Here is a 23,347-nt window from a genome sequence, read left to right on the forward strand (position 1 = left end):
CGGTGTGAGGAGTACCGACATGGACAAACTATCGGTCCACCACGTCGGCATCGTCGTGAGCGACCTCGAGGCGAGCCTCGAGTTCTACAGGGACACTCTCGGCCTGTCGGTTGCCGACGAGTTTACGCTCTCGGATGACGGCATTGGGACCGCGATCGGGGTTGACGGCGTCTCCGGAGACTTCGTCCACCTGGAAGGGAACGGAGCCAGGGTCGAACTCATCGAGTACGACCCCACCGGTGTGGACAGTCGGGCCGACGCGATCAACGGGCTGGGGGCGAAACACGTCGGCTTCGCAGTCGAGGACCTACAGGAGTTTTACGAGAACCTGCCCGACGACGTCGAACCGCTGAGCAGTCCGCAACCTGTCGAGATCGGAACGTCGATCCTGTTTTTCCGCGATCCCGACGGGAACTTCCTCGAAGTCGTCGAGGCGTAGATACACCTGGTGAGCGTTAAAAGCCCACCTCCGAACCCCGATTGGCTGTATTCCCAGATACATTTATCACAATATACGATGATGTTCAACTGTATGACACACCACAGTAGCTTCGACGGCAAGACCGTCGTCGTCACCGGAGCGGGATCGGGTATCGGCCGGGAAACCGCCATCGCGTTCGGCAACGGGGGAGCGAACGTCGTCGTCGCGGACGTCGATGTCGAGGGCGGCGAGGAGACCGCCGCGACGATCACCGAGGAGACGGAGGGCCACGCGACGTTCGCCGAGGTAGACGTCACTGTGGACGCCGATGTCGAGCGAATGGTCGAGACGGCCACCGCGGAGTACGGGGGACTCGACGTGGCGTTCAACAACGCGGGGGTCGGCGGGACCTTCGACGCGACCGAGGAGATCACCGAGGAGGACTGGCAACGGATCATCGACGTCAACCTCACCGGCGTCTGGCGCTGCATGCGAACGGAGATTCCGGTACTGCTCGAAGGCGACGGCGGAGCGATCGTGAACACGGCGTCGATCCTGGGCAAGGCCGGTGAGGCGGGGACACCGGCGTACACCGCCGCAAAACACGGAGTCGTCGGGCTCACGAAGGTCGCAGCGCTGGATCACGCGACCGACGGGATCCGAGTCAACGCGGTGTGTCCGGGGTACATCGAGACGCAAATGCTCGACGACGCCGGGGTGACGAAAGACGAGGAGCTGCTGGAGCAAACCAAGGAACTCCACCCGATGAAGCGATTGGGGACGGCCGAGGAGATCGCCGACGCCGTGCTGTGGCTCGCCTCCGAACAGGCGTCGTTCGCGACCGGCGAAACGCTCGTCATCGACGGTGGGTACTTGAGTCGCTGAGTGGTCCCTCAACCGGCGTAGTGAGAATTCAGTTTTTTCAGTCGCGCTTGCTTCGCTGACCTCCCCGGATACCCACGGGATCTGACTCGAACAGCCACTTCTCCAGTGGCGGTCACGTACGGGGGTCGCGTTTCCAGAATCCAGCTATCGTGTACATCTTTTATATGTCATCTCCGAGTATCGCATGTCATGGTTGACCTTAACAATCAACCCGACAGAGGGGTGCGGAATCGAATGGGTCAGCCGAGCAAACTCGGGGGCGCAGGTTATTCGAACGATATATGAGTACAGCAAACACGGGATCGGAGCCAAGCGGGGGTACAGTGGAACCGACTGACGTCGAGGGTACAGTTGACAGGGAACTCGAACTAGAGTTCTCCGAGAGCACACTGGAGGAAATAGACGCCTACGCGTCCCACGCCGGCGTGTCCCGATCCGACACAGTCAGACGAATCGTTCGGAAACACTTCGAGCAAACCGAGCGACGGACCATCCGACTCACGGCGTTTACGGCCGGCCTTGCGTGGGTCGCGGCGATCGGTCTCTTCGGGGCGACGAACGTCGCGAGCATCGTCGGTGCGATCTACATCGTGGTGACCCTGTTTTGGGCGAGCTATCCGCTCGTGCGGTCCACGTGATCGGCCGATTCGATCGGACAGATAGCCGCCTACGTCAGATTCCATCGCCGAAGGGCCAACGCTTATTCGGACTTGCCGGTAACGGTTCACGAGAGCGATGACGCGAGGGGAGACGACTGTCCCGTCCGAATCAGACGGTGGAGAGCTCCGGGCATCCGCCCCTCCGTCACGGATAGTGATTTCGGTCGTCGTTTTCGCCACAGTCGTCGCGATCGTCGCAACCGCGCTTGGCGGCGGTCCGTTCGCGGCAGTCGAGCCGGGAACCCTCCTCGACGACTCCGAACCCGACTGGCCGAGTCCGACCGTCGAGGCGGGCGACGACGGAACAGTCACCATCGACTATCGGACGGAGTCGGGCAGTCTCGATCATGTCGTCGTCGACGACGTAGATCCCCGGCTCGTCGACGACAGGGCGGGATGGGTCGTCGTCGACAGACACTACCTGCCGCCGGCGCTCGAAGCTGCAGCCGACGATCCCGAATCCGGGGTCGTGACCGTCGGCGATCGCGCGTTCGTGGGAAACCTCTCCGTCTCCAGTAGAGACGCCGGAAACGCGACCGTGACCGTCGTCGTCCCTGCGGGCATAGACGCCGATCCCGAGCGGAAGTCGTACTTCCTCGCAGAATTCATCTCTCCGTACGATCTGGGACCACACGGCACCGAAACGACGATCGTCCTCGCGCCGGACGCGCTCCCGCACAGGGGAGCGACCTACGAAGACGGCACCGCATACGTGACTGTCCCACAGTTCTGGGACGGCCAGGTCGGTAGCGTGTGGCTCCACGAGTACGTCCATCTCCGCCAGGGATACGATGCCGAAAGCGAAATGATCTGGTTCACCGAAGCCAGCGCCGAATACCTCTCGTATCGGATCATGGCCGAGCAGTACGAACAAGTCACGGACGACGACGTCCGCAGTCGACTCGACTCGCTTTCCGAGCATCCGGACGCGACCTTGTCGGACCCGGACACCTGGAACGGCGAGAGCGTCGATTACACGAGGGGACCGAGGCTACTGTACGCCGTCGACGCTGCGATCCGAAACGGGAGCGACGGGCAACACACCCTGTTCGACGTCTTCCGGGCACTGAACGAACTCGACGAACCCGTAACTGTCGCGGAGTTCCGTCGACTCGTCGAGGACCACTCGGGGGAAAATGAAGCGTGGATCGTGGACGCGATCACCGAACCCGGGGCGATGGATCAGTACCGGGAGTACGACGAACCATTTTCCGACCAGTGAGATAGGTGGGAGAAGTGGGATTCACGCCGATTCGAGCGCGTCTGCAAACCAGTCTGCAGCCCCGGGGAGCGCTCGCGCACGCTCACCCGCAACTGCGTAGTGTCCCATCGCGTAGACGGCACCGCTGTCGGAACTGTATCGCCCTTCGTCGATGTCCCGATCCGCCAGGCCGATCGGCGCGAGGCTCGCTGAGAGCCGCTCTCGAATCAGGTATGGATGAGAGTCTCCCTCCAGAGCCGCCTCGATCGCCTCGATTGCCGATCGCTTGGTCTCGGCCACCGCTTCGACGTCGTCGGGACGATCGAGCCCCCCGTCATCGATCCGATCCCGGAGTCGATCGAACGTCCGCCGTTCGTGTTCGAGTTCGTACAGGGCCACGAGTGCCCGGGCGACGCGATCGTTTTCCATGTAATCGTCGACCCGCGAGCGGGTCCGGTGAATCACCCGGAGCACGCTGGATCCACCGACGCCATCGACAACGATCTCCCGGGGGGTTCCGGCCACCGGAACAGCGAACACCTCCTCGGGATCGGAATCCGCCGGCGGGAGATCCGCCACGTGCGAATCCATCTCTTCGAGCAACTCCGAAGTGGCCCGTTCGAACGCTCCATCGAGAGCCGCATCGCCGACCTGCTCCTGTCGTTCGATGAGGTGTTCGGCCATCTCGAGGTTCGCTCTCGACGACTCGAGGCGGCCGGCGGCCTCACCAACCGCCTCGACCTCGGAGGTGAGCGGCGACTGGTCGTCGACACGGTCCAGACCGCCGTCGACACTGTCGAGACGCCCCTCTACCGTGTTGTACACGAGCACTGCTTCGTGGGGAACATCTCCGATCCGGACGAGTTTGGAGTCTACTTCCCGGCGCCGTCTATCGACGGATTCCACTGCTTCGTAGACGTCCTCGCGGACGCGGCCGGCGGTGGCGGCAGCGTAGGCACCTTCCGCCTCCGCAGCATCGCGTCTGGACCGCCCGAGCGTGGAAAGCCGGTCGTAGTTGTGATCGACGTCCTCGAGTTCGACGATTCGCTCCCGGGCGCGCTGCCGATAGTCGACGATATAGTCCCGGACGGCCTCGTTCGGAATTTCCGCCGTGAGGTCCGACGGGATCGGCTCCAGCAGCGACTCGATCCGATCCCGTCCCGCTTCGACCGGTTCGTCGTCGAGAGACACCGGGAGCCGGGTCGACACCTCCGGGACGTCGATGGCGGCGACCTCGTGCAACTCCTCGTCCGTCACGTCGATCGGCGGAGGATCTCCGTCTGGGAACGAAAGACAGCCAGATAACGCTGCGGTAAGCGACGACACACCCGTTGCGACCCCCGCCAGTATGGCACGTCTCGACGGCGCTCGATCGGACGCACTTTCGGCCGCTCCGGTGGACGGGTTCATTCGCCGCCACCTCCGACTTCGGTCGGCTCTGCGTCACTGGCGGGATGGTCCGGCGGAAGGTCACAGCGGCTGCTCCAACCGCGACCGGACCCGCTGGGCGGTGACTCGTATGCCACGGGAGCACGGATGAACGTTATCTGATAATGGTTTACGTCGGTGGAACAGTCCACCGAGGGATCCCTCATGACCGAACAGAACTGTGGTGCCAGTCGGTCCCCGGAGGGACGACGGTGAACGTACTGGAGGCGGTGGCGGTGACACCCGGATATCGAGGACTCCTCGATCAGAACCGTGGCGTCGTCGTAGTCCGTCTCTCGAAGGAACTGATCGACCCGCTGGTGGTCAGGTAGTTCTCGATCGAACTCGAGGAGAGGAACGTGTTCCTCGTCGATAACGTACGGGAGTCTGAGGGATCGACGGTCGGCGTCCTCGTGGGTTTCGTCGTACGTGACAATCTGTTCACTTCGTTCGATATCGACTTCGAGTCGCTGCGAGAGGACGGTCACGTCCGTGATGACGTTCTCCGGATCAGGGCCAATCTCCGAGGCGGAGTCGGATGATTCGGAATCCCCGAGACAGCCGGCAAGCGGGATCGCAAGGAGGCCCGCAGTACACCGGAGGACGTCTCTCCGCTGGAGGCTTCGCGTGGAGGGGACCATATCGGTTCTCATACGTCCGCTGTCAAGTACCTTTGGGGATCTGAATGATCTCGATTGGGCCCGGACAAACGACCGGAGTGACCTCACGTCTTCCGTTCGATCTCCTCCAGCGCATCCGGGTTCTCGAGACTCGAGAGGTCGCCCAGTTCTTCACCGGTGTAGGCTGCCTCCATGACCCGACGGATGATCTTCCCTGACTGGGTCTTCGGGAACTCCTCGATGAACAGTATCTCGCGGGGACGGAACGGCTTACCGAGCCCCTCGCCGACCGCCTCCCTGAGTTCGGCTTTGAGTTCCTCGGTCGGTTCTTCTCCCGGTTCGAGGATTACGTACGCAACCACCGCCGTCCCGGTCGTGTCGTCGGGGACGCCCACGGCCGCCGCCTGGTTGACCGCGTCGTGTTCGATCAGCGCGCCCTCGATCTCCGCGGGACCGACTTTCCGTCCGGCCACGTTGAGCGCGTCGTCTGCCCGACCGTGGAGGAACCAGAACCCGTCCTCGTCTTTCCTGGCCCAGTCGCCGTGATCCCACAGGTTCTCCCAGCTCGACCAGTACTCGCGGAGGTACCGCTCGTCGCCGGACCACAGCGACTTGGTCATCGATGGACAGGAGTCTCGAGCCACCAGGAATCCACGATCGTGAGTGTCGGCGACCGACTCCCCGGAGGAGTCGACGATGTCGATGTCCATCCCGAGCCCGGGGCCGCCGAGCGTACACGGTTTCAGCGGCTGGATCGGCATCGGCATCAGGAAACAGCCGCAGATCTCGGTCCCGCCGGAGATGTTGATGATCGGCGTCTCTCCGCCGCCGATCTCTTCGTAGAACCACTGCCAGGATTCCGGGTCCCACGGCTCGCCGGTCGATCCCAGCAAGCGGAGTGACGAGAGGTCGTGTCCCTCGACCCAGTCGTCTCCCGCCTTCCGCAGCGACCGGATCGCCGTCGGGGAAATCCCGAACTGGGTGATCCCGTGTCGGTCGATCATCTCCCAGAACCGGTCGGGGTCGGGATAGTCCGGGGCGCCTTCGTAGATGAACACCGTTCCGCCGAAGGCGTGGGTCCCGATCAGCGTCCACGGCCCCATCATCCACCCGATGTCGCTCACCCAGAAGAACCGATCTGCCGGTTTGAGGTCGAATCCGAAGTACAGTTCCTTTGCACACTGCACCAGGACTCCGGCGTGTGTGTGGACGATTCCCTTCGGACGCCCGGTCGTTCCGGACGAGTACAGCAGCATCGACTCCTGTCCCGACGGAAGTGACTTGGTGTCGTACTCGTCGGATCGGGAGCCGACCGCCTCGTCCCACCACCTGTCGCGGTCGTTCCAGGGGATCGTCGGTGTATCCTCCTCCGTGGCTGCCGATTCTCTGGACCCCAGACGATCGTAGACAATTACCCGCTCTACGTGTCCGGCGTCCTCGATCGCCCTGTCTGCGGTTTCCTTGAGGTAGATCGGCTCGCCCCGGCGGTAGAACCCGTCCCCGGTAAACAGGATCCGACACTCGCTGTCCTCGATTCGGGTCGAGACGGCGTCGACCCCGAACCCGGAAAAGATCGGTACCGCGATCGCGCCCACCTTGAAACAGCCGTACAGGATCGGGATCACCTCCGGAACCATCGGCATGTAGAGGCCGACCGTGTCTCCCGTTTCGATCCCGTATTCCTCCAGGGTGTTTGCCACCCGGTTCGTCTCGCGATGGAGTTCGTGAAACGTCAGGTTCCGCACCTCGCCGCCCTCGCCCTCCCAGAGACACGCCACCCTGTTTCGCGTCTCCGAACCGAGGTCTGCGTGGCGGTCGACGACGTTGTGTGCGAGATTCAATTTCCCACCGGGATACCACTCCGAAAATTGAGGGCCGTCACTGTCGTCCCGGACCTCGTGGTAGGGCTCGTCGAACTCGATTCCGAGGTAGTCGACGAGTTCGTCCCAGAACCAGTCGACGCCGCTTTCCTCGACGCCCGGGACGTCAGTGGTGGTTCTCTCGATCAGTTCCTCGTAGTCATCGATGCCGTACTCCTGCATGAAGGCGTACACGTTCGTGGACTCGACGAACTCCTGGTCGGGTTCGTGAACGATCTCGCCTCCGGGTTCGGTGTCCATGACGTCGTCGTACTACCCGCTCGTCTGCGAAGAACGTTATCATTTATCATGTAGTGCGGCGCAGTTCGCGCCCGCTCCCGGCTCCACTTTTGAGACCGGTCGGTCACCTGGTTCCGAGTTCGCCTTTGTCCTTGATGACCCGGGTTTCGGCTTCGCCGCTGGACACCTCGTTGACCAGATCGTAGAAGTCGTTTTGCAATCCGGCCGGGAACGTGACGACGCCGACCCACGAGCCGTCGTTTTGCCATTCCTCCCGCTCGAGTTCGCCGAACTCCCGAACCTTCGCCTGGCCGCTACCGGCGTGTTCGGGCGGGAGCTGCACGGCGATGGTCATCTCCTCGAACCGGATCGGGAGCACGGGTCGGAGCGCCTCCAGCGCCTCGTCGACCTGACTTTCGACCGTCTCCATTGGATCGACCCGGAAGCCCGCCTCCTCGAGTGCCCGCTCGATCCGTTCGGGCGGGTGGGGTGCATCGTCCATCTGTGGGTTGACGGCGTTGCGGGCGATCGTGTTTATCAGCTGTTTGCGCTTCTGTTCTTGCATCTCGCGGCGCTGTTCGGCGGTGATCTGAATCTCGCCGTCTTTGACGACCTGCGGGATGATTTCCATCGGATCGGTCGTCTCGAAGACGGTTTCGAGATCGTCCTCCGCGGGACGGTCCCCTCGGGAGGCGTCCTCGAAGACGTCATCGGCGGCGATCACGTCCTCGAGATCGCCCTCGAACTCGCCGCGTTTCATCGCAAGCGCCGCGTCCGGATCGATCAGCACCTCGAAGCGAGCGCCGTGTGATTCCAGTCTGGCAGTCACGGCCTCGTCCAGCGATATCATATACCGGTGGTTTCGTCCGAGATTATAAAAAGCCCCTTCCCGCGGGACCCGGGTTCGATGGCGAGCCGGAATCAACACCGCATGGGACGGTCACCGCACCGCGTCAGCTGCTTTTTCCATGATGTCGATCGCCTCCCGGAGCGTTTCCTCGTCGGTCGCGTAGGAGATCCTGGCGTATCCGGCGCCGTGGGCTCCGAACGCCTCTCCGGGAACGACGATCACTCCGCGGTCGAGACACTCCTCGATGAACCCGTCCGGTACGTTCGGCATCGCATAAAAGGCACCCCTGGGAGTCGGACAGTCGATACCCGCCTCGGAAAGCCCCTCGAGCAGAACGTCCCGTCGACGCTCGAAGGACTCGGACATCTCGTCGACAACGTCCTGTGGCCCCGTCAGTGCAGCCTCTGCGGCGAACTGCGCAGGTGCGGACGCACACGCCTGAATGTACTGGTGGACCCGGAGCATCCGCTCGATCCGTCGCTTCGAGGCGGTGACCCAGCCGAGTCGCCAGCCGGTCATCGAGTAGAGCTTCGAGGCCGCGTTTACCAGCACGACGTTGTCCGACTCGGCATACTGGGCGGGCGAGTAGTGTTCGCCGTCGAATATCGTGTACTCGTACACCTCGTCGGAGAGACAGAGGACGTCGTGTTCGTCCGCGATCCTGGCGAACTCTTTTACGTCCGTCTCGCTTGCGACAGCGCCGGTCGGGTTGGCCGGCGAGTTCACGACGAACGCCGCGGTGTCGTCGGTAATCGCCGCTTCGATTGCTGCCGGATCGATGGTGAGATCCTCCCGGAGCGGGACCGGAACAGGCGTCCCGCCGGCGAGTCGGGTCAACGCGTCGTAGGAGACGAATCCCGGATCCGGAATCAGGACCTCCTCTCCCGGCTCCACGTGCGCCTCGAGTGCCAAATGCAGCGCCTCGCTGCCGCCTGCGGTCGCGATCACTCGTTCGGGATCGAGGTCGAGCCCCTGATCGCGCTCGTGTTTCGCGACGATCGCCTCCCGCAGCGGTTCGATCCCCTTGTTCGAGGTGTACGCGTCGGCTCTCCCCGCTCGAATCGCCTCCACGGCCGCCTCCCTGGCGTGGGGCGGCGTCGGGAAGTCGGGCTGTCCCAGCCCCAGGTTGATCGCGCCTTCGCCGGCCGCCTCGAACACTTCGCGGATCCCGCTTATCGAGATCTCCTCGACTCGCGTCGAAAACTCGGTCATACCAGCAAGCGCAACCTCCCCGGCCATAGTTCTGTCGCGTCGATCGACGGATCGGTGAATTCGGGACGACAAGCTGTACTGGGTCGCGGGAATCGCCGAAACCCCTATTAGTTTAGTCCCACCTAATCCTTCGTATGAGGACACGCGACGTCCCCGAAGGGGACGCCACCGACGGATCTGAGGGACGGGAACCGACGGAGACGGCGCCAGAAATCTGTACTGTCAGAACTGCTCCCGGCCGACTCCTCTTTTCGGAAACGGACAACCCCGACGGGTGGATCGCGACGGATTACACGGTCGATCTCGAGCGTTAGCCCCGAGCGATAGCCGTCTAGGCCTCGCCGTACACCGGCACCGCAGCGCCGCTCGTAACCCGGGCGGCGTCCGAACAGAGGAACAAGATCACCTGTGCGACGTCTGAGGGATCCACCCAGTCGTCGCTGTGGGTCATCATCTCCCGGTTCATCGGCGTGTCCAGAACGCTGGGCATGACTGCGTTCGCGCGAACGACCCCGGTGTTCTCCTCGGCGATCGTTTCCGTGAGCAGCCGAACGCCAGCCTTCGACGCCCTGTAGATTCCGTCCCCGCTCCCGCCTTCGAGCGACGAGCGTGCCGACACCGACACGATCGCTCCCTCCGATTCCTGGAGGTGGGGCAATGCGTGTTTCGAAGCGAGGAACATGGTTTTCAGGTTGACGTCGAACAGGAAGTCGAAAAGCTCGGTGTCGGTGTCTTCCACCGGGTTACCGCCACGCCAGGTGCCCGCCACGTTACACAGCGCGTCGATCCCGCCGAACTCGGAGGCGATCCCCTGAACAGTCTCGATGACGATGGTTTCCTCGGTCAGGTCGACCTGGTAGAAGTGGATTCCGTCCGCAAGCTCCAGAAGCGAATCGTCGCTTTCGACGTCCACGACATCGATCGCCGCCACGGTCGCCCCTGCCCGTTGAAACGCTTCACAGACTGCGCTGCCCAGCGCACCGCAGGCGCCGGTCACGATCACCACGTCATCCGAAAAATCGAATTCGGCGTTCATAGCGTGTGGTTTGTTCCCAAACGTATAAATCGACCGTCAGTCGATCGCGTCAAATCGACCGTCGACCGGTCGCACACCCCCGACAGATCCCTCAGGAGAATCGTCTGTTACGTCCACCGATCGAGTCCGGTCTGCGTGAGTCCCTCCTCGAGACGTTCGAACCCGCGGGCTACCTCGTCGGTCGGGATTTCCCACTCGTCGGTTACGTACTGTTTCGCGGCAGGGAAGTCGGGGTCGATCGGGTCGTCGAACTCGTATTCGGTCGTGACTGGTGGATCGAAGTACAGCTGTCGAACCTGCTCTGCGTCGGGGATTTCTGTGCCTCGTGCGTCGAGAACTCCCCACAGATCGCCGTGTTCTTTGATCTCCCGTACGGCGGTTTTCGGGCCGACGCCGGAGATCCCTTCGTTGAAATCGGTGCCACACAGGATGGCGACGTCGACGAGCTGTTCGAGGGTGAGATCCAGCTCAGCAAGCGTCGTCTCGAGGTCCATCAGTTCCGGATTGCCGGAGCTCGTCAGTTGTCTGAGCGTGAGGGGTGCCCCGAAAAGCAGCGTGTCGTAGTCCTCGCTCCCGGCGTAATCTACGTCGCCGATCCGCGCCATGTACGCACACTGGGCTTCTCCTTCCGCCGGTGCTTCGACGTACGGGACGTCGAGCCGATCGAACAGCCCCCGCGTCGTCTCCTGGATCACGTCGGTGAGTCGCTGTGTTCGTGCTTCGAGCCGTGCAGCCGCGATCGTGTCGCCCCGATCCCGTGCGTCTTCGAGTTGCTCTTCGGCCGACTCCCGTTTTTCTCGGCGGCGCTGTACCTCGTCGCTTTTGAGCTCAGTGACGCCCCCGTCGAAGACGAACACCGGCGTCAGATCGTGCTCGAAGAACTTCGGAAGCCCCTGCACGATTCCGATCAGGTTGGCAACCTCCTTGCCGTCTCCAGTCGTGTAGACGCGTTCGTCTGTGAACTTCACCGTCGTCGTGAGATACCGGTACAGCCAGTTGTGGGCGTCGACAGCTACCAGGGTTCCTTCGAGCTCGTCGAACGTCACCTCCCGGATCGACGCGAGCGCTCTGAGATCGGCGTTTCCCATCGCCTGTTCTTCGGCCGCTGTCTTTTTCAAGCCACCGAGTCGTGACGACCGGACCGGCAGAAATCTTGGTCCGGGAGAGCTCCGGAATCGGGGGAATCCTGTTTCGAGAGAATGTCTTCCGGATGGATCGAGATCCTGAACGATACGAAACAGTGGCAGGAATCGGTACCGCGGGTCGGGCTGACGGGTCGGGCTCGCGGTACCGTGGGTGGCTAGTAGTCGGGGTTCGTAACGGTCGGCTGGCTGTACCGCGGCGTCACACGCCTGTCCCGGCTGATGTCGCCGAGACGATCGTTTCATCCTCCCGAACGGAACACGACCGCTCGATCGAGCCCATCGTTCGCGCAACGGCTCGTAAAACGCCGAACTCGTCTGACGCCGCGATCGAAACGGGAATCGGACGTTACATAAAAGCGTCCGTCGAATTATCAACGCAGATATTTCCCGACAAACGAGTTATCGCAACGATCGAGTGATCAGTACGGGTTTCGGTTTTCGATCGGGAACCGGGGGCTCATCCCGGAATCGTCCCGGAACTGAGTACGCTGGTTTCGCTGGCGCTACCGTGCCAGACGATCCGTATGGTCGATCCGTCCGCCCAGGTTTTCCCACTTCCTACAGTCTCATGTTGCCTACAGTCTCATGTTGCCTACAGTCTCATGTTACAGTCTCGTGTTGGATAGTCGCGCTTGCGCCCGCGCTCACGATGTCGGCGCGAACACCTCTTCCCCGTGGATGGTCTCGGCGCCCTGTATCTCGATCTCGATCCTGTCGGCCCTGATCTCGTCGCCAGCGGCGTGGGTGATCGTTATGCTGTCACCGTCATCCCAGTCCCCTTCGTAACGTCCCCGATCCGGATTTCGCGTTCGTTCGAGTTGATCCGACCATGTAGGTGTGGCTGTTGGGCCACCGAGTGGGGCGCTTTTATCAAAGACGAGCACGTCCGCTTCGCCATGTTCGATAATCGGGAGGAACAGGGACGCTCCCCGGCACACGGGATCGCTCTCGACTGTCTCGAGGCGGGGATCCGCGCTGCCCATCCCGGGTCGGTCACGGGTTCGGCGGTCTCTCGATCCGGGTCGCAACTGCAGGTCGGTCCGTCGGCAGTCGACGACACAATCGAGACGATCGATCTCTCGGGCTACGACCGGATTCTCGTTGTCGGCGGAGGGAAGGCCGCGGTCGCGGTCGCAGCGCAGCTCGAGGAGATTCTCGGCCACCGTCTCTCCGGTGGCGTAATCGTGACCGACCGGGATCACAGGGGGAAAACCGAGGGTTCCGAGGGGACGTTCGATAGTCCTGGGGGGACATCCGAGGACACGGAACTCGACGGCCACGATCTCCAACGTGTCGAGGTTCGGTACGGCTCTCACCCGGTACCCGACGAGGCAGGCGTCGCCGGCGCCCGGGAACTTCTCGATCTCGTGACGGCGGCCGACGAGAACACGCTCGTACTCGGGGTAATAACCGGCGGCGGGAGCGCGCTGTTGCCGGCCCCAGCCGAGGGGGTTACCCTGTCGGATCTCCGGGAGACGACGAACGCGTTGCTCGCAGCGGGGGCGACGATACACGAGATCAACGCCGTTCGAAAACACCTCTCGGCCGTGAAGGGCGGCCGGCTTGCGGAGGCTGCAACGCCGGCGAGAGTCGTCGGGCTGGTGGTCTCGGACGTCGTCGGCAACGATCTCGACGTCATTGCCTCCGGGCCGTTCGTCCCCGATCCGACAACATACGCCGACGCCAGCGACGTGCTGGATCGGTACGATCTTGCCGTCCCCGAATCAGTTCGCGGGCGACTCGAGCGCGGCGCAGCCGGCGAGATTTCCGAAACACCGAAACCCGGAGAGTCGGCGTTCGATCGCGTGACGACCCATGTGCTGGCCGACGGGTACACGGCCGCAGACGCTGCCAGGAACCGCGCTGAAGTGGAGGGGTACGAAACGATACTGCTCTCCTCGCGGATCCGCGGTGAATCTCGGGAGGCGGCAAAGACGTTCGTCGCGATCGGCGAGGAGATCGCCGCAACAGGGGACCCGGTTTCTCCGCCGGCAGTCGTCGTCTCCGGTGGCGAAACTACGGTGACGATCACGGGTGACGGCCGAGGCGGACCGAACCAGGAGTTCGCGCTCGCCGCTGCCGGGGAACTGGCAGACGGTGGCCCAAAATCGATCGTCGTCGCCGCCGCAGACACCGATGGATTCGACGGGCCGACCGACGCCGCAGGCGGGATCGTCGATCCGAACGCGATTTCGAGAGCGGCAGTGATGAAAGCCCTCGCAGACAACGATGCTTACGACGCCCTGAACGAACGGGATCTGCTGTTGAAGACCGGGAAAACCGGAACCAACGTGAACGATCTCCGCGTCCTGGTCGTCGACGAGTGATCCTCCTGGCGCACGCATTCCCCGCCCGGCATCGCATCCCCTTCCCTGTATCCCCTCCGCCTCATCCCGCGGACGGTTTTTAAGCAGGGAGGTCGGAGACGTCGTATGGAGATCGGGACCATCGACATCTCTCCCGGCGAGTTCGACACCGGCTGGCTCGAGGTCACCGGACTGCCGACCGGCGGGACGGAACAGCTCCCAATTGTGGTCGCTCGAGGGGAGGTCGACGGCCCCACGCTGTGGCTCACCGGGGGGGTCCACGGCGACGAGGCAACCGGCGTCGCCGTCGCACAGGACGCCGTAAACGAGCAACTCACCGAACCCCTGTGTGGAACGGTGATATGCGTCCCGGTGGTGAATCCGGCCGGATTGCGTCGGAACACCCGAACCTCATACTACGGAGATCACGACCCAAACCGTTGCTTTCCGGATCCGGAGTCGGAGTCGGAGCGGCCCCCGAACACGCAAGAGCGGATCGACAGATTGCTGTTCGAGGAGATCACCGATTCGGCGGACTGGCTGATCGACCTCCACACTGCCCGGATCGACTCGCTGCCGTTTGTCATCAGGGATCGGGTGCTGTATGGTGACCTCCGGAACAGCGACGAGGCTGAGGAACTGTCCGACCGTGTCGGAACGATCGCGTCTGCGTTTCGCTTTCCGACAGTCAGGGAGTATCCGGCCGCGGAGTACCTCGAGGAGAACCTCCAGCGGTCTACGGCCGGTGCCGCGCTCAACGGTGCCGGGATCCCGGCAGTAACGGTCGAACTCGGGGGGCACAGCGTCGTCGACGAAGGGATTCGGGTGGCCGGCATCGAGGGGATTCACGCTGCGATGGATGCATTCGACATGTTCGACGGTGCGCCACCGACGTCCGTCAACCGATCCTCTGCCGGAGTTAGAGCAGTCTCTCCACCGGTCGAGTACGACGTCCGGCGCGCCCTGCATCCGCGGACGGAAACTGCCGGGATCGTTCGCCACCGGGTGGAGTCGGGTGACGTTCTGTCAGCTGGTGACCCCGTCGCGGATCTCGTCACGCCGACGGGGGAACGGATCGACGTCGTCGAGACGGAGCACGACGGCTACGTGATTTCGCGAAACGAGGGACTGGCGGTTTTCGAAGGGGATCCCGTCGCGAGCATGGCCGTTCGCGACGATGGGGATCTCGTTGTAGAACGATCGTAAAAAGGAGAAGCTGTCCGCCGGAGGGAGCCCCCACGAAACGAAGCCCTTAATTGATGTACTCTCGTTTGTCGACGTGCGGGACCGTGGGGTAGCGGTATCCTCGGCGCATGGGGTGCGTCGGACCTGAGTTCGAATCTCGGCGGTCCCATTATTTTGCTGCGAGCTACTTCGCGAGCAGCAAATGCTGGCAGAGCCGAGATTCGAGCAGACAAGCCGCAGCCCGCACAGCGACCGACGGGAGCGAGCAGGACCGTCTTGGCGAGTTCGAATCTCGGCGGTCCCACTCGGTTTTTCAGGTTAATCACGCCAGGGAAGTCGTCTATCCGATATCGACCACCCGACCGAGGTATTCTCACGAGAGTATATCTGAGACAAGTTTCTTATCTGGCACGGTGGAAATTCCGACATGGACAGGCGATCCTTTCTGTCGGCCACAGTCACCGCTGGCTTGGCTTCGACCGCCGGCTGTCTGGGCTACACAGTAGTCCGGGAGGAGCAGTTGGATACCCTCCAGGAGCGTGCAGGGGAAGCCGAAGAGCTAGAGGTCGTCGTCGCCGACAAGGAGGATCGAATCGAGGAGCTCGAAACCGAACTCGATGCGGTGGAATCACAACTGGAAGAGAAACAACGGGAACTCGAAGAGGTCCGGTCGACCCATGCAGAAACAGTGGAGGGCCTGGAGGAACTCGAGAGCGAGATCGACGAGCTACAGCGGACGAAATCGGACCTCGAAGACCGTCTCGCCACCCTCGAACCGGAAGCGGATATCCCGGACCACGAGATCGAGACGGCGATCGAGGCTGCCCTCGAGCTGCGGAACTCGGTCGTCCTCATCGTTGCCAATGGCTCGGTCGGAACTGGATTTTACGTTGACGGTCGGGATTACCTGACTGCCGAACACGTAATCGGGGGCGCAACGGAGACCACCTTCCTGGAGTCCAAATCCGGTGAGACGACAGAATACACCGCACGGCGGGCGGACGACAGAATCGACACACAGGTACTTTCCGCAGAAATGGATCTCGAGGACGCTCTCGAGTTCGGGACCATCGACGACGTCTCCCCGGGAGACACGCTGTTCAGCGTCGGCCATCCATACAATGTCGGAGACTGGGTCTGTTCGGTGGGAACGTTCGAGGGGGAAGAAGAGGAGACTGATCTGGACGAACTGTACAGGGCCACAGTTCCGGGCCGCCGCGGCACGAGCGGGAGCCCGGTGTTCGATCTCGACGGCCGGGTGATCGGGATGGAGGTGGTCGGGTTGACGAGGGACGACCTCTACCATGCGCCCGAGCAACTGTTCACGAACTTCGCTGCCTACGAGCCGGATGGCGGGTTTGTCAGTATCGATACGATCGAAGAACGACTCCTGTGACGGAGAATGAACCGGGTTGTTCGATGCAGTGTCAGTTCGGCCCGACGGATCTGTGGGGGTTTGCTCGGGCTCGGGGTATCTTTGGGGTTGAAAAGGATGACAGACCTACCGGATACGTTCGGGAGCGGTTCCGAGTGGATTGTGGGATTGGGGTTGTCGATAGAGTGTATCACCACCTCCGTACAGAATCTTGGTATGTCATAACATAACATAAATTTTGTGGAGGCGGCCAAATCGACTTGCCTTGCCGGAAACACCGAACAGCGTTTTACTCGCCCCGCTTTATCTGTGTGCAACCGTTACCGTGACGAACCCCGCAGGGATCGGCAGCGACCCCGCCTTCACTCCTCGACGTCGTCTTTCTCGTCACCGACTCGGAGGTAGGCGTACGTTCCGGCGCCGCCGACTCCGGCGAGAGCGGCCAGCGGACCGAACCCGGGGACTTCGAGGCTCGCATCCTCGTCCGGATCATCTCCCGGACCCTCGCCGTTGTCATCGTCGGAATCGTCGCCTGTATCGTCTTCTCCGTCGTCTCCCTCACCTGTGTTCTCGTCCTCGTCCTCGTCCTCGTCCTCGTCACCGGCGTCACCATCCTCCTCGCCATCGTCGTCTTCGTCCTCACCGACGTCAGCGCGTTCGTCGTCCAGGCCAAGCAGTCCGTCCGAGTCCTCAAGTGAACCCTTCATGACGAAGTACTCGTATCCGGCGGAAACCGGGAGTTCGCGGAGGTTTCCTTCCTCGTCCTCGTACCCGTACGCTTCGCTGTCGGGGTCGAAGCCACCGAACACGCGTAGCGAAACGTCTCCAGGTCCGGTCGCCAACGAAAGTAGCTGGTTGTGGCTGAACGTGACGAGAACTTCCTCGCCGTCTACGGTTACGTCCCTGGCACGGACCGGCGAACCCCCGAGATGTTCGGTGATAGCTGTGAACGTGTCGGGATAGATCCCGAGAGCGTGTTCCGGCGTCTCGAACCGAATCGTGACCGTTCCCGCCTCCCCGTCGACCTCGAGTCCCGACTCTGCACCGACCTCTTCGTCCACCCTGAGAATCCGACCCTCGATCGCCGGCTCCACGACTCCCTGTTCGGTGAGATACTCGACGACTGCCGGCCCGTAGCGGGTGCCCGATTCGGCGATGACGTCCTCTTCGGGGATTTCGTGGAACGCTTCGTATCCGCTCGCGATGTCCTTGATGTAGTCGGTGGTGGCGACGGTGTACGTCTCGTCGTCCTGCAGCGGTTCGCCGTCCACGTACACTTCGTGGACTTCCGGTTCTTCGTGACCACTCCACTCGTACTGGATCCCCGCCACCTGCTGCCCCTGCTGGGCGCCGAAGGTGGCGCCCGGTAGCGCGTCGATCCTGGAGCTTTCCTCCTCGACGTCGACGAGGCCGAGTTCCCCGAGCGCCGACCGAATCCGCCACCCTTCCGCCTCGAACAGCACGATTTCGTTGTCGAACGGGTTGATCGAGAGGATGTCCTCGACCGTGAGCTCTCCGGGACCGTACGTGTCGTTCGTCCTGATCCCGCCGGCGTTCTGGAAGGCCACGTCGGCTTCGTCGTAATAGTCCAGCATCGCATCGGTGATGAGGTTCCCCATGTGGCTCTCGCGGGAGTAGTTCGTTCCACCCCAGGCGTCGAGTTCGTACGCCGTTCGTCCGGCGGGCTGGCTCACCTGTTCGTCGATCTCCTCGTGGAGGTCCACGAGTCGCTGTTTGAACACCGGATCCGGATCGATCTCCTCGTCGAGGTCGATCCGCTGCCAATCGACGAGGTCCCCGTCGGAATCGAGAGTCATCACGCCCAGGTGAGCGTACGCGTAGCCGATCTCGCTTATTGCGGTTCCCTCGTGGACGTCCGCTTCGTCGAACGTGATGTGGGAGTGAGAGCCGAAAATCGCGTCGAGATCGTCGACGGCCTCCGCGATCTCGTAGTGCGTCTCGTGGTTGACGTGCGAGGAAAGCACGACCGAGTCGCAGTCCTCCTCCTCGTAGAGGTACTCGGTCATCTCCTCGGCCCGTTCGACCGGATCCTCCTGGACGTATTCGTCGGGATAGTTGGTGATGTTGTGGAATCCCCTGAGCACCACGTTGAAAATGCCCACGCGGATCCCGTCGGCGTCGACGATGTGGTACGGCTCCGTGTCGGGAAGCTGGTCGCCGTCGGGCGTCTTCAGGTTCGACGTGATCCAGGGGAATTCGCTGTTTTCGAACTTCTCGAACGTGGCGTCGATCCCGTAGTCGAAGTCGTGGTTGCCGACGCCGGCGGCGGTGATCCCCATGTCGTTCATGAAGTCGACCTTGTGTTGTCCCTCGGTGAAAAACGAGATGAGCGACGAGCCGAGTTCGTCGCCGGTCGTCACGAACAGCGCGTCGTCCCGATCCGCGATGTGCTCCTGGATCAGGGTCTGGTATCGGGCGATGTTTGACTCGCCGACGTCCCCGACGTCGCTGTGAGAGTGCAGGTCGTGGACAATGGTGTAGGTGTCGTCCTCGTCGGCCGCCGCGCCGAGGCTGAACGTGGAAGCAGTGATGCCGGCCGCAGCTGCACCGAGCACCTGCCGCCGAGTCGGACGGAGGCTCCGATCGCGCCCACAGCCACAGCCACAGCTGGTCGTATTGTGCCCCTGTGATATCTTGTCTCCTCCGTGTGAATTGTCGTCGTCCCCCGAACGATACGCAGTTGGTCGTTTTTCTTTGCCGGACAGGTACTGTCGGTCGCGTCTCTCGTCTGGATCCGACATACCCTTCATAATGAAAGCTGGTCTAAATAATTATCCCCGGAAAAACCGATATCTCAATTTACACCCGGTTGAAAGTAACGCCGTCCGAAAGTTCGTCGGCCAGTCGCCGATTGGGTCGATGTCTGCTGCAGTTGCGAACCGTTCCTTCGAAATATTTCGTCGAACTGATCGGCGTCCAGAAAGGCGAATTTTGTCACCCTGAAACGGTCACTCGGGCTTGCGTCCGATCACAAGTTGACAGTCGGTACCCGGAACGTCTCGCACGTCGACATCGACGAATCCGGCGCGTCCGAGCCAGGTATGATACTGCTCCTCGGTGTACGTACCTCCAGTCTCCGACATGGCCAGCATGTGGACGGCAAACATCGGGGCAATGCTGGATCTCCCGCTGACGTACTCGAGGCATGCCACGGTGCCGCCCGCATCGAGTGCCTCGTAGACGTTCTCGAACAGCCGTTCGTTTTCAGCGGGAGAAAACCCCACCGTCAACCGGCCACAGAATGCGAGGTCGAACCCATCCGGCAGCGATTCGAGTGCGTCGCCCGGGACCGGTTCGACGTCGGATCCCTCGAGGTGCTGGCGTGCGAGTTCGATCACGCCGGGGCGGTCGACGAGCGTGACGGCGGCGCCCCGCCGGGCGAACTCGGTGCCGAACCGGCCGATGCCGCCCCCGACGTCGAGGACGCAATCGGGGCGGGGATGAGCGTGTTCGGTGGCCGTCACCGCTGCTCGCAGGAGGCTCCCGTCGACGGAAGCCATTCCGGCGGCGTAGTTTTCGAGCCCCGTCTCGGAAAACCCCGGCCGATCGCCGCCCTTCATCGCCGTCGGGAGGGCGAGGTATTTCTCCAGGGAATCTAGCCGGTGTGGAAGGATTCCTCGCTCTTCGATGGGCGTTTCCGGGTCGAACGCACTGAGCCGATCAGTGGGTCGGTACTCGCCGTTCCGTTCTTCGGCGAAGCCGAGGGCAACGAGGGCATCGAGCGCAACTGCAGCCGCGCGTTCGGTGACGCCAGTCGTTTCGGCGACCTCCGTCGGCTCCCGCGGCGCCTCGAGTAGTGTATCGACGATGCCCGTCTCCCGGCAGGCCCAGAGGACGAACACCGGTGCGTGTCTGGCGTATATCGTGTCACTGGCGTACGTCGTCTCGCTTCCGTCTGTTGGCTTGCTATCGTCAGTGGGATATTCGGTCATACTCGCACCGATGACGGGGCGAATAAAAAGGCGTGTGCCTGCTCGTTCGTCGCTTCGCCCGAAATCCGGGCTCACGGCTCCCCGCGGTCGCCGTTCGCTTCACGAGGTCTCACTTCGTTCGACCTCGCATGCGCGGGACAGGATTCGAACCAGAGGAAGACAGTCCGGGCTGCGGCCTCGCTTCGCTCGGCCGTTCCGGGCTGTGACTTCCAGGGTTCGAATCCGTGCCTGCTCGTTCGTCGCTTCGCCCGAAATCCGGGCTCACGGCTCCCCGCGGTCGCCGTTCGCTTCACGAGGTCTCACTTCGTTCGACCTCGCATGCGCGGGACAGGATTCGAACCACGCGAAGACGTGCTCGCATCGCTGCGCGCGTCTTCTCTACTTCGAATCCTCCAGGGCGCACTTCCGGCTCTCCCATTCGGTCGAGCCGAGAAGTGCGCGGGACAGGATTCGAACCTGCGGACCCCTATGGGACAGCGTCCTAAGCCCCACCTGCTCAAACGGCCCTCAGACACCCAAATACGCCTGTTTCTTCCCTCGACGAGATGCAAAATGGGGGCAAGAGTTATAAAAATATCTACGTCACAGCGACAGCCGAGACTCCGCCCCTACAGCGTCGGATTAACGCAGGAGCTAATGTCGTAGGGCCGGAATCGAAAATCCAGTACAGGGCGGTATAATCCCGGCACTGCAAGCCGATAGTCAAACAGTCCACTCGATCTCCCCCTACGTCCATATACGTCACCGCTATCGACGTAGAGTCACCTTGTCTGGCTCCGGCAACGGCTCCAGATAGTCGATACCCAGAGTGTAGTTGACATGGCCAAATGGAGACTCCTTTCGGACTCCATTCGTAATGCTGTCTTTCCACGCCCCACCGAAGAACGTTACCTCGTACCCGTCGAGATGACCAAGGACATAGTAGTCTGCATCGACCGCGTATTCTTTGACCATCAGTGCTTTCGGCTCTTTATTTGACGTTTTCACGTCTATGTCAGCGGGTTTCCCGTTGATTTCCGCAGCGAAGTCCTTTCCTCCGTCGCCCCACCTGCTGGTTGAGGTGTCTACAACCAGATCGGCGTACTCTGCAAACGCGAACTCACCCATGAGGCCTCGGTAGTTTCGCTCTTCTGGATCTACACCCCAGGTGTCCGACTCGTTGTTCCAGGCCTCGTTTTCTTCGAACGACTGGTTTCGTTCCTTCGCCATCTTACGGGCAAGCCGAGCATATCGCGGCGGTACTTTGATCGTGACAGTCATTCGTGAACCTCCGCCCCCGTTCGGAAGCTGGTGAGTTCGTCGATACGGCCCTCCAGGTCCTCGATCTCCTGGCGTAGCTCCTCAGCTTCTTCACCTTCTGTCGCCGCGAGTTGCTCCTTGAGGCCTTGGAGACGCGTTTCCTTGACCTCCTCGTCGACGTCGGCCTTGCGGACGTACTCACTCTCCTCGATGTCGTAGACGTCGCTCTCGGCCAGCTCAGTGACCTCCAAGGCGTCGTCGACCTTGCTCCGGTCGATACCCGTCACCCGCTCACGGTCGATTCCTTCGGCCTCCAGCTTCGCCAGTACCTCATCCTCGTCTTTCAGCGAGCGATTCCGACGCGTCGTACGCTGGACAGACCCGAAGGGGCCGCTCACGGGCCGGTCGTGATGCAGCCGGTTCAGCAGTACGTCAGCTACGTCCTGACGGAGGTCGTTGGCGTTGCGCTGGACGTCCGAGAGTAGGGTGTATAGGTTCACGAGCGCGTCCGTCTCCATCTCTGACAGTGTGGCCACGTCGTGGCGCTCAAGAGCGTCTACGAGCAACAGCGCGTCCGCATACACGTCCAAGTCCGGCTCTGACCGTTCGTCGGTTTCATTGGCGGGTTCGGCATCGAGAAGCTGGCTGGTGGTCGGCCCATCCTTCTCGATGATCACGCCCGCGTCCTCGTCGATCTCGAACCGTGGGTGGAGACTCAAAACCGCCGGGTACGGATCCGCGTCAGGTGGGAGTCGGTCAAGCTCGAAGCCGTCCGGCTCGCCGGTGATGCGCCGATACAGGGTCTCGAATTGGTCACGCTGGAGTGGTCGTTTCTCGTCCCTATCCTCGAAGTCGATGATGACACGTTGCTCCTGCACGTTGGTGACCCGAAATCGCTTGTGCGAGAGTGGGGTGATCAGCGTCGCTCCCTCGGGGAGATCGTCGAGTTCGTCGAGGAGCGTGTGCCACGAGACGCTGAACGTCATATCCGCGAAGAAGTGGCCGGAGGCTAAAATCGTGGGGGACGCTTCTCGGGCCGATCGGAGCCGTGGCCCTGGTGGCTGTTGGCACGAGCCCCCTCCAAATCTGCAAAACTCAGACGAGTATTTAAAACTCTCCGAGAGATTTATTACTCCGCACACTCATACACTCAGATGAGATGTCGAGAAGCGTCCGACTCTCGGATGAAACGGCGACAGCAATCAACGAACTTGGCGGTACGTTTGATAGCCCTGACGATGTAATTCAGCAGCTCATCAAGGAGGCTGGACATGAAGAACTGCTGGAGCAAGGTGCAGAAGAGGGGTCAACTACAGCCCAATCTAAAACAACGAACTCCGCAAAGGAACGGAAAGACCAATTTTTGTCTCAGCTTGGGGGTCGGGAGGAAGTCAGCAGGATAGAAAAGCTCCGTCGAAGCTCGTGGAAGGTGGATACGGATACCGACACCAAGATCATCTGGATCCACTACCACGTGGATTTCCAGTTCTGGGGTGGAAGCTGGAACGTTAACGATCAACTTTCAGATCGCGGAGAATTGATTCATGTATTCCTTGGACCGGGTGTCGATCAACTCTATATTGTCCCCGATGACGAGTTGCACTCTGGTCAGTTTACGATCTATAACACCGAAGACGAGTCACAGTGGAAAATTAGCACCGACCGTGGCACCCCACCCAACGGGGAAATCCTTGAAGACTCCTACACAGACCTCGCTCCGATCCTTGGCTGAT

The 23,347-nt window shown here is 61.9% G+C and carries 21 protein-coding genes and 1 tRNA gene; 10 read left to right on the top strand and 12 right to left on the bottom strand.

Translation table 11 applies throughout. The features are described from left to right. Positions 1–19 precede the first annotated feature (19 nt). The 4 genes from AArcSl_RS11435 (at position 20) to AArcSl_RS11450 (ending at position 3,187) form a co-directional block, all read left to right on the top strand. Positions 20–439, top strand: a complete 420-nt coding sequence (locus AArcSl_RS11435; RefSeq protein ID WP_119819202.1) for a VOC family protein — start codon at positions 20–22, stop codon at positions 437–439. A 93-nt stretch (positions 440–532) separates the two neighbouring features. Next, positions 533–1,306: an SDR family NAD(P)-dependent oxidoreductase gene (locus AArcSl_RS11440; RefSeq protein ID WP_119819206.1), complete on the top strand. Its 774-nt coding sequence runs from the start codon at positions 533–535 to the stop codon at positions 1,304–1,306. A 281-nt stretch (positions 1,307–1,587) separates the two neighbouring features. Continuing rightward, complete coding sequence (locus tag AArcSl_RS11445; RefSeq protein ID WP_133412157.1) at positions 1,588–1,944, top strand: hypothetical protein; 357 nt, start codon at positions 1,588–1,590, stop codon at positions 1,942–1,944. Between the two features lie 97 nt (positions 1,945–2,041). After that, positions 2,042–3,187 carry a hypothetical protein gene (locus AArcSl_RS11450; protein WP_119819212.1) on the top strand — a complete coding sequence of 382 codons (1,146 nt, stop codon included), beginning with the start codon at positions 2,042–2,044 and terminating at the stop codon, positions 3,185–3,187. Positions 3,188–3,208: 21 nt separating this feature from the next. On the opposite strand, the gene AArcSl_RS11455 is transcribed toward AArcSl_RS11450, so the two are convergent. The 5 genes from AArcSl_RS11455 to AArcSl_RS11475 form a co-directional block, all read right to left on the bottom strand. Further along, positions 3,209–4,576, bottom strand: coding sequence for a hypothetical protein (locus AArcSl_RS11455; RefSeq protein ID WP_133412158.1), 1,368 nt, complete (start codon positions 4,574–4,576; stop codon positions 3,209–3,211). Then, positions 4,573–5,235 carry a hypothetical protein gene (locus tag AArcSl_RS11460; RefSeq protein ID WP_119819218.1) on the bottom strand — a complete coding sequence of 221 codons (663 nt, stop codon included), beginning with the start codon at positions 5,233–5,235 and terminating at the stop codon, positions 4,573–4,575. Before AArcSl_RS11460 ends, AArcSl_RS11455 begins: the two co-directional genes overlap by 4 nt. Before the next feature lie 83 nt (positions 5,236–5,318). Beyond that, a complete protein-coding gene (locus tag AArcSl_RS11465; RefSeq protein WP_119819221.1) occupies positions 5,319–7,334 on the bottom strand; it encodes an AMP-binding protein in 2,016 nt (671 codons plus the stop codon). A gap of 103 nt (positions 7,335–7,437) precedes the next feature. Next, entirely contained in the window at positions 7,438–8,163 is a 726-nt protein-coding gene (locus AArcSl_RS11470) for a ribosome assembly factor SBDS (protein WP_119819225.1), read from the bottom strand. Positions 8,164–8,253: 90 nt separating this feature from the next. Then, the gene (locus AArcSl_RS11475) at positions 8,254–9,375 is read right to left on the bottom strand and encodes a pyridoxal phosphate-dependent aminotransferase (protein ID WP_119821949.1); all 1,122 of its coding nucleotides are present in this window, start codon (positions 9,373–9,375) and stop codon (positions 8,254–8,256) included. A 134-nt stretch (positions 9,376–9,509) separates the two neighbouring features. Between AArcSl_RS11475 and AArcSl_RS11480 the strand changes: the two genes are divergently transcribed. Beyond that, complete coding sequence (locus AArcSl_RS11480; protein WP_119819228.1) at positions 9,510–9,689, top strand: hypothetical protein; 180 nt, start codon at positions 9,510–9,512, stop codon at positions 9,687–9,689. A gap of 17 nt (positions 9,690–9,706) precedes the next feature. On the opposite strand, the gene AArcSl_RS11485 is transcribed toward AArcSl_RS11480, so the two are convergent. The 3 genes from AArcSl_RS11485 to AArcSl_RS11500 all read right to left on the bottom strand — a co-directional run bounded on the left by AArcSl_RS11485 (position 9,707) and on the right by AArcSl_RS11500 (position 12,440). Continuing rightward, a complete protein-coding gene (locus AArcSl_RS11485) occupies positions 9,707–10,411 on the bottom strand; it encodes an SDR family oxidoreductase (protein WP_119819231.1) in 705 nt (234 codons plus the stop codon). Between the two features lie 107 nt (positions 10,412–10,518). Continuing rightward, positions 10,519–11,499: a flap endonuclease-1 gene (gene fen / locus AArcSl_RS11490; RefSeq protein WP_119819234.1), complete on the bottom strand. Its 981-nt coding sequence runs from the start codon at positions 11,497–11,499 to the stop codon at positions 10,519–10,521. Positions 11,500–12,200: 701 nt separating this feature from the next. Next, entirely contained in the window at positions 12,201–12,440 is a 240-nt protein-coding gene (locus AArcSl_RS11500) for a hypothetical protein (protein WP_119819240.1), read from the bottom strand. Between the two features lie 12 nt (positions 12,441–12,452). Here AArcSl_RS11500 and AArcSl_RS11505 point away from each other — a divergent pair, with 12 nt between their 5' ends. The 4 genes from AArcSl_RS11505 (at position 12,453) to AArcSl_RS11520 (ending at position 16,443) form a co-directional block, all read left to right on the top strand. Then, positions 12,453–13,883: a glycerate kinase type-2 family protein gene (locus tag AArcSl_RS11505; protein ID WP_119819243.1), complete on the top strand. Its 1,431-nt coding sequence runs from the start codon at positions 12,453–12,455 to the stop codon at positions 13,881–13,883. Positions 13,884–13,988: 105 nt separating this feature from the next. Next, entirely contained in the window at positions 13,989–15,068 is a 1,080-nt protein-coding gene (locus AArcSl_RS11510) for a succinylglutamate desuccinylase/aspartoacylase family protein (RefSeq protein ID WP_119819245.1), read from the top strand. Positions 15,069–15,145: 77 nt separating this feature from the next. Then, positions 15,146–15,216: transfer RNA gene (locus AArcSl_RS11515), tRNA-Pro, on the top strand. A gap of 258 nt (positions 15,217–15,474) precedes the next feature. Next, positions 15,475–16,443 carry a S1 family peptidase gene (locus tag AArcSl_RS11520; RefSeq protein ID WP_119819248.1) on the top strand — a complete coding sequence of 323 codons (969 nt, stop codon included), beginning with the start codon at positions 15,475–15,477 and terminating at the stop codon, positions 16,441–16,443. Between the two features lie 341 nt (positions 16,444–16,784). Here the strand turns inward: AArcSl_RS11520 and AArcSl_RS11525 are convergent, their stop codons facing one another. The 4 genes from AArcSl_RS11525 to AArcSl_RS11540 all read right to left on the bottom strand — a co-directional run bounded on the left by AArcSl_RS11525 (position 16,785) and on the right by AArcSl_RS11540 (position 22,600). Then, positions 16,785–19,184, bottom strand: a complete 2,400-nt coding sequence (locus AArcSl_RS11525) for a bifunctional metallophosphatase/5'-nucleotidase (RefSeq protein ID WP_161945942.1) — start codon at positions 19,182–19,184, stop codon at positions 16,785–16,787. A 207-nt stretch (positions 19,185–19,391) separates the two neighbouring features. Beyond that, positions 19,392–20,375, bottom strand: coding sequence for a methyltransferase (locus AArcSl_RS11530; protein ID WP_119819254.1), 984 nt, complete (start codon positions 20,373–20,375; stop codon positions 19,392–19,394). Positions 20,376–21,122: 747 nt separating this feature from the next. Further along, positions 21,123–21,635 carry a hypothetical protein gene (locus AArcSl_RS11535; RefSeq protein ID WP_133412159.1) on the bottom strand — a complete coding sequence of 171 codons (513 nt, stop codon included), beginning with the start codon at positions 21,633–21,635 and terminating at the stop codon, positions 21,123–21,125. Further along, positions 21,632–22,600: a DUF2800 domain-containing protein gene (locus AArcSl_RS11540; protein ID WP_119819261.1), complete on the bottom strand. Its 969-nt coding sequence runs from the start codon at positions 22,598–22,600 to the stop codon at positions 21,632–21,634. Before AArcSl_RS11540 ends, AArcSl_RS11535 begins: the two co-directional genes overlap by 4 nt. Before the next feature lie 173 nt (positions 22,601–22,773). Here AArcSl_RS11540 and AArcSl_RS11545 point away from each other — a divergent pair, with 173 nt between their 5' ends. Further along, complete coding sequence (locus AArcSl_RS11545; RefSeq protein ID WP_119819264.1) at positions 22,774–23,346, top strand: hypothetical protein; 573 nt, start codon at positions 22,774–22,776, stop codon at positions 23,344–23,346. Position 23,347: the final 1 nt, after the last annotated feature.

The organism is Halalkaliarchaeum desulfuricum, assembly GCF_002952775.1.
Taxonomy (GTDB): domain Archaea; phylum Halobacteriota; class Halobacteria; order Halobacteriales; family Haloferacaceae; genus Halalkaliarchaeum; species Halalkaliarchaeum desulfuricum.

Coding starts and splice junctions, on each gene's coding strand:
- AArcSl_RS11435 (WP_119819202.1), top strand. CDS start 20: ATGGACAAACTATCGGTCCACCACGTCGGCATCGTCGTGAGCGACCTC.
- AArcSl_RS11440 (WP_119819206.1), top strand. CDS start 533: ATGACACACCACAGTAGCTTCGACGGCAAGACCGTCGTCGTCACCGGA.
- AArcSl_RS11445 (WP_133412157.1), top strand. CDS start 1,588: ATGAGTACAGCAAACACGGGATCGGAGCCAAGCGGGGGTACAGTGGAA.
- AArcSl_RS11450 (WP_119819212.1), top strand. CDS start 2,042: ATGACGCGAGGGGAGACGACTGTCCCGTCCGAATCAGACGGTGGAGAG.
- AArcSl_RS11455 (WP_133412158.1), bottom strand. CDS start 4,576: ATGAACCCGTCCACCGGAGCGGCCGAAAGTGCGTCCGATCGAGCGCCG.
- AArcSl_RS11460 (WP_119819218.1), bottom strand. CDS start 5,235: ATGGTCCCCTCCACGCGAAGCCTCCAGCGGAGAGACGTCCTCCGGTGT.
- AArcSl_RS11465 (WP_119819221.1), bottom strand. CDS start 7,334: ATGGACACCGAACCCGGAGGCGAGATCGTTCACGAACCCGACCAGGAG.
- AArcSl_RS11470 (WP_119819225.1), bottom strand. CDS start 8,163: ATGATATCGCTGGACGAGGCCGTGACTGCCAGACTGGAATCACACGGC.
- AArcSl_RS11475 (WP_119821949.1), bottom strand. CDS start 9,375: ATGACCGAGTTTTCGACGCGAGTCGAGGAGATCTCGATAAGCGGGATC.
- AArcSl_RS11480 (WP_119819228.1), top strand. CDS start 9,510: ATGAGGACACGCGACGTCCCCGAAGGGGACGCCACCGACGGATCTGAG.
- AArcSl_RS11485 (WP_119819231.1), bottom strand. CDS start 10,411: ATGAACGCCGAATTCGATTTTTCGGATGACGTGGTGATCGTGACCGGC.
- fen (WP_119819234.1), bottom strand. CDS start 11,499: ATGGGAAACGCCGATCTCAGAGCGCTCGCGTCGATCCGGGAGGTGACG.
- AArcSl_RS11505 (WP_119819243.1), top strand. CDS start 12,453: ATGTTCGATAATCGGGAGGAACAGGGACGCTCCCCGGCACACGGGATC.
- AArcSl_RS11510 (WP_119819245.1), top strand. CDS start 13,989: ATGGAGATCGGGACCATCGACATCTCTCCCGGCGAGTTCGACACCGGC.
- AArcSl_RS11520 (WP_119819248.1), top strand. CDS start 15,475: ATGGACAGGCGATCCTTTCTGTCGGCCACAGTCACCGCTGGCTTGGCT.
- AArcSl_RS11525 (WP_161945942.1), bottom strand. CDS start 19,184: ATGTCGGATCCAGACGAGAGACGCGACCGACAGTACCTGTCCGGCAAA.
- AArcSl_RS11530 (WP_119819254.1), bottom strand. CDS start 20,375: ATGACCGAATATCCCACTGACGATAGCAAGCCAACAGACGGAAGCGAG.
- AArcSl_RS11535 (WP_133412159.1), bottom strand. CDS start 21,635: ATGACTGTCACGATCAAAGTACCGCCGCGATATGCTCGGCTTGCCCGT.
- AArcSl_RS11540 (WP_119819261.1), bottom strand. CDS start 22,600: ATGACGTTCAGCGTCTCGTGGCACACGCTCCTCGACGAACTCGACGAT.
- AArcSl_RS11545 (WP_119819264.1), top strand. CDS start 22,774: ATGTCGAGAAGCGTCCGACTCTCGGATGAAACGGCGACAGCAATCAAC.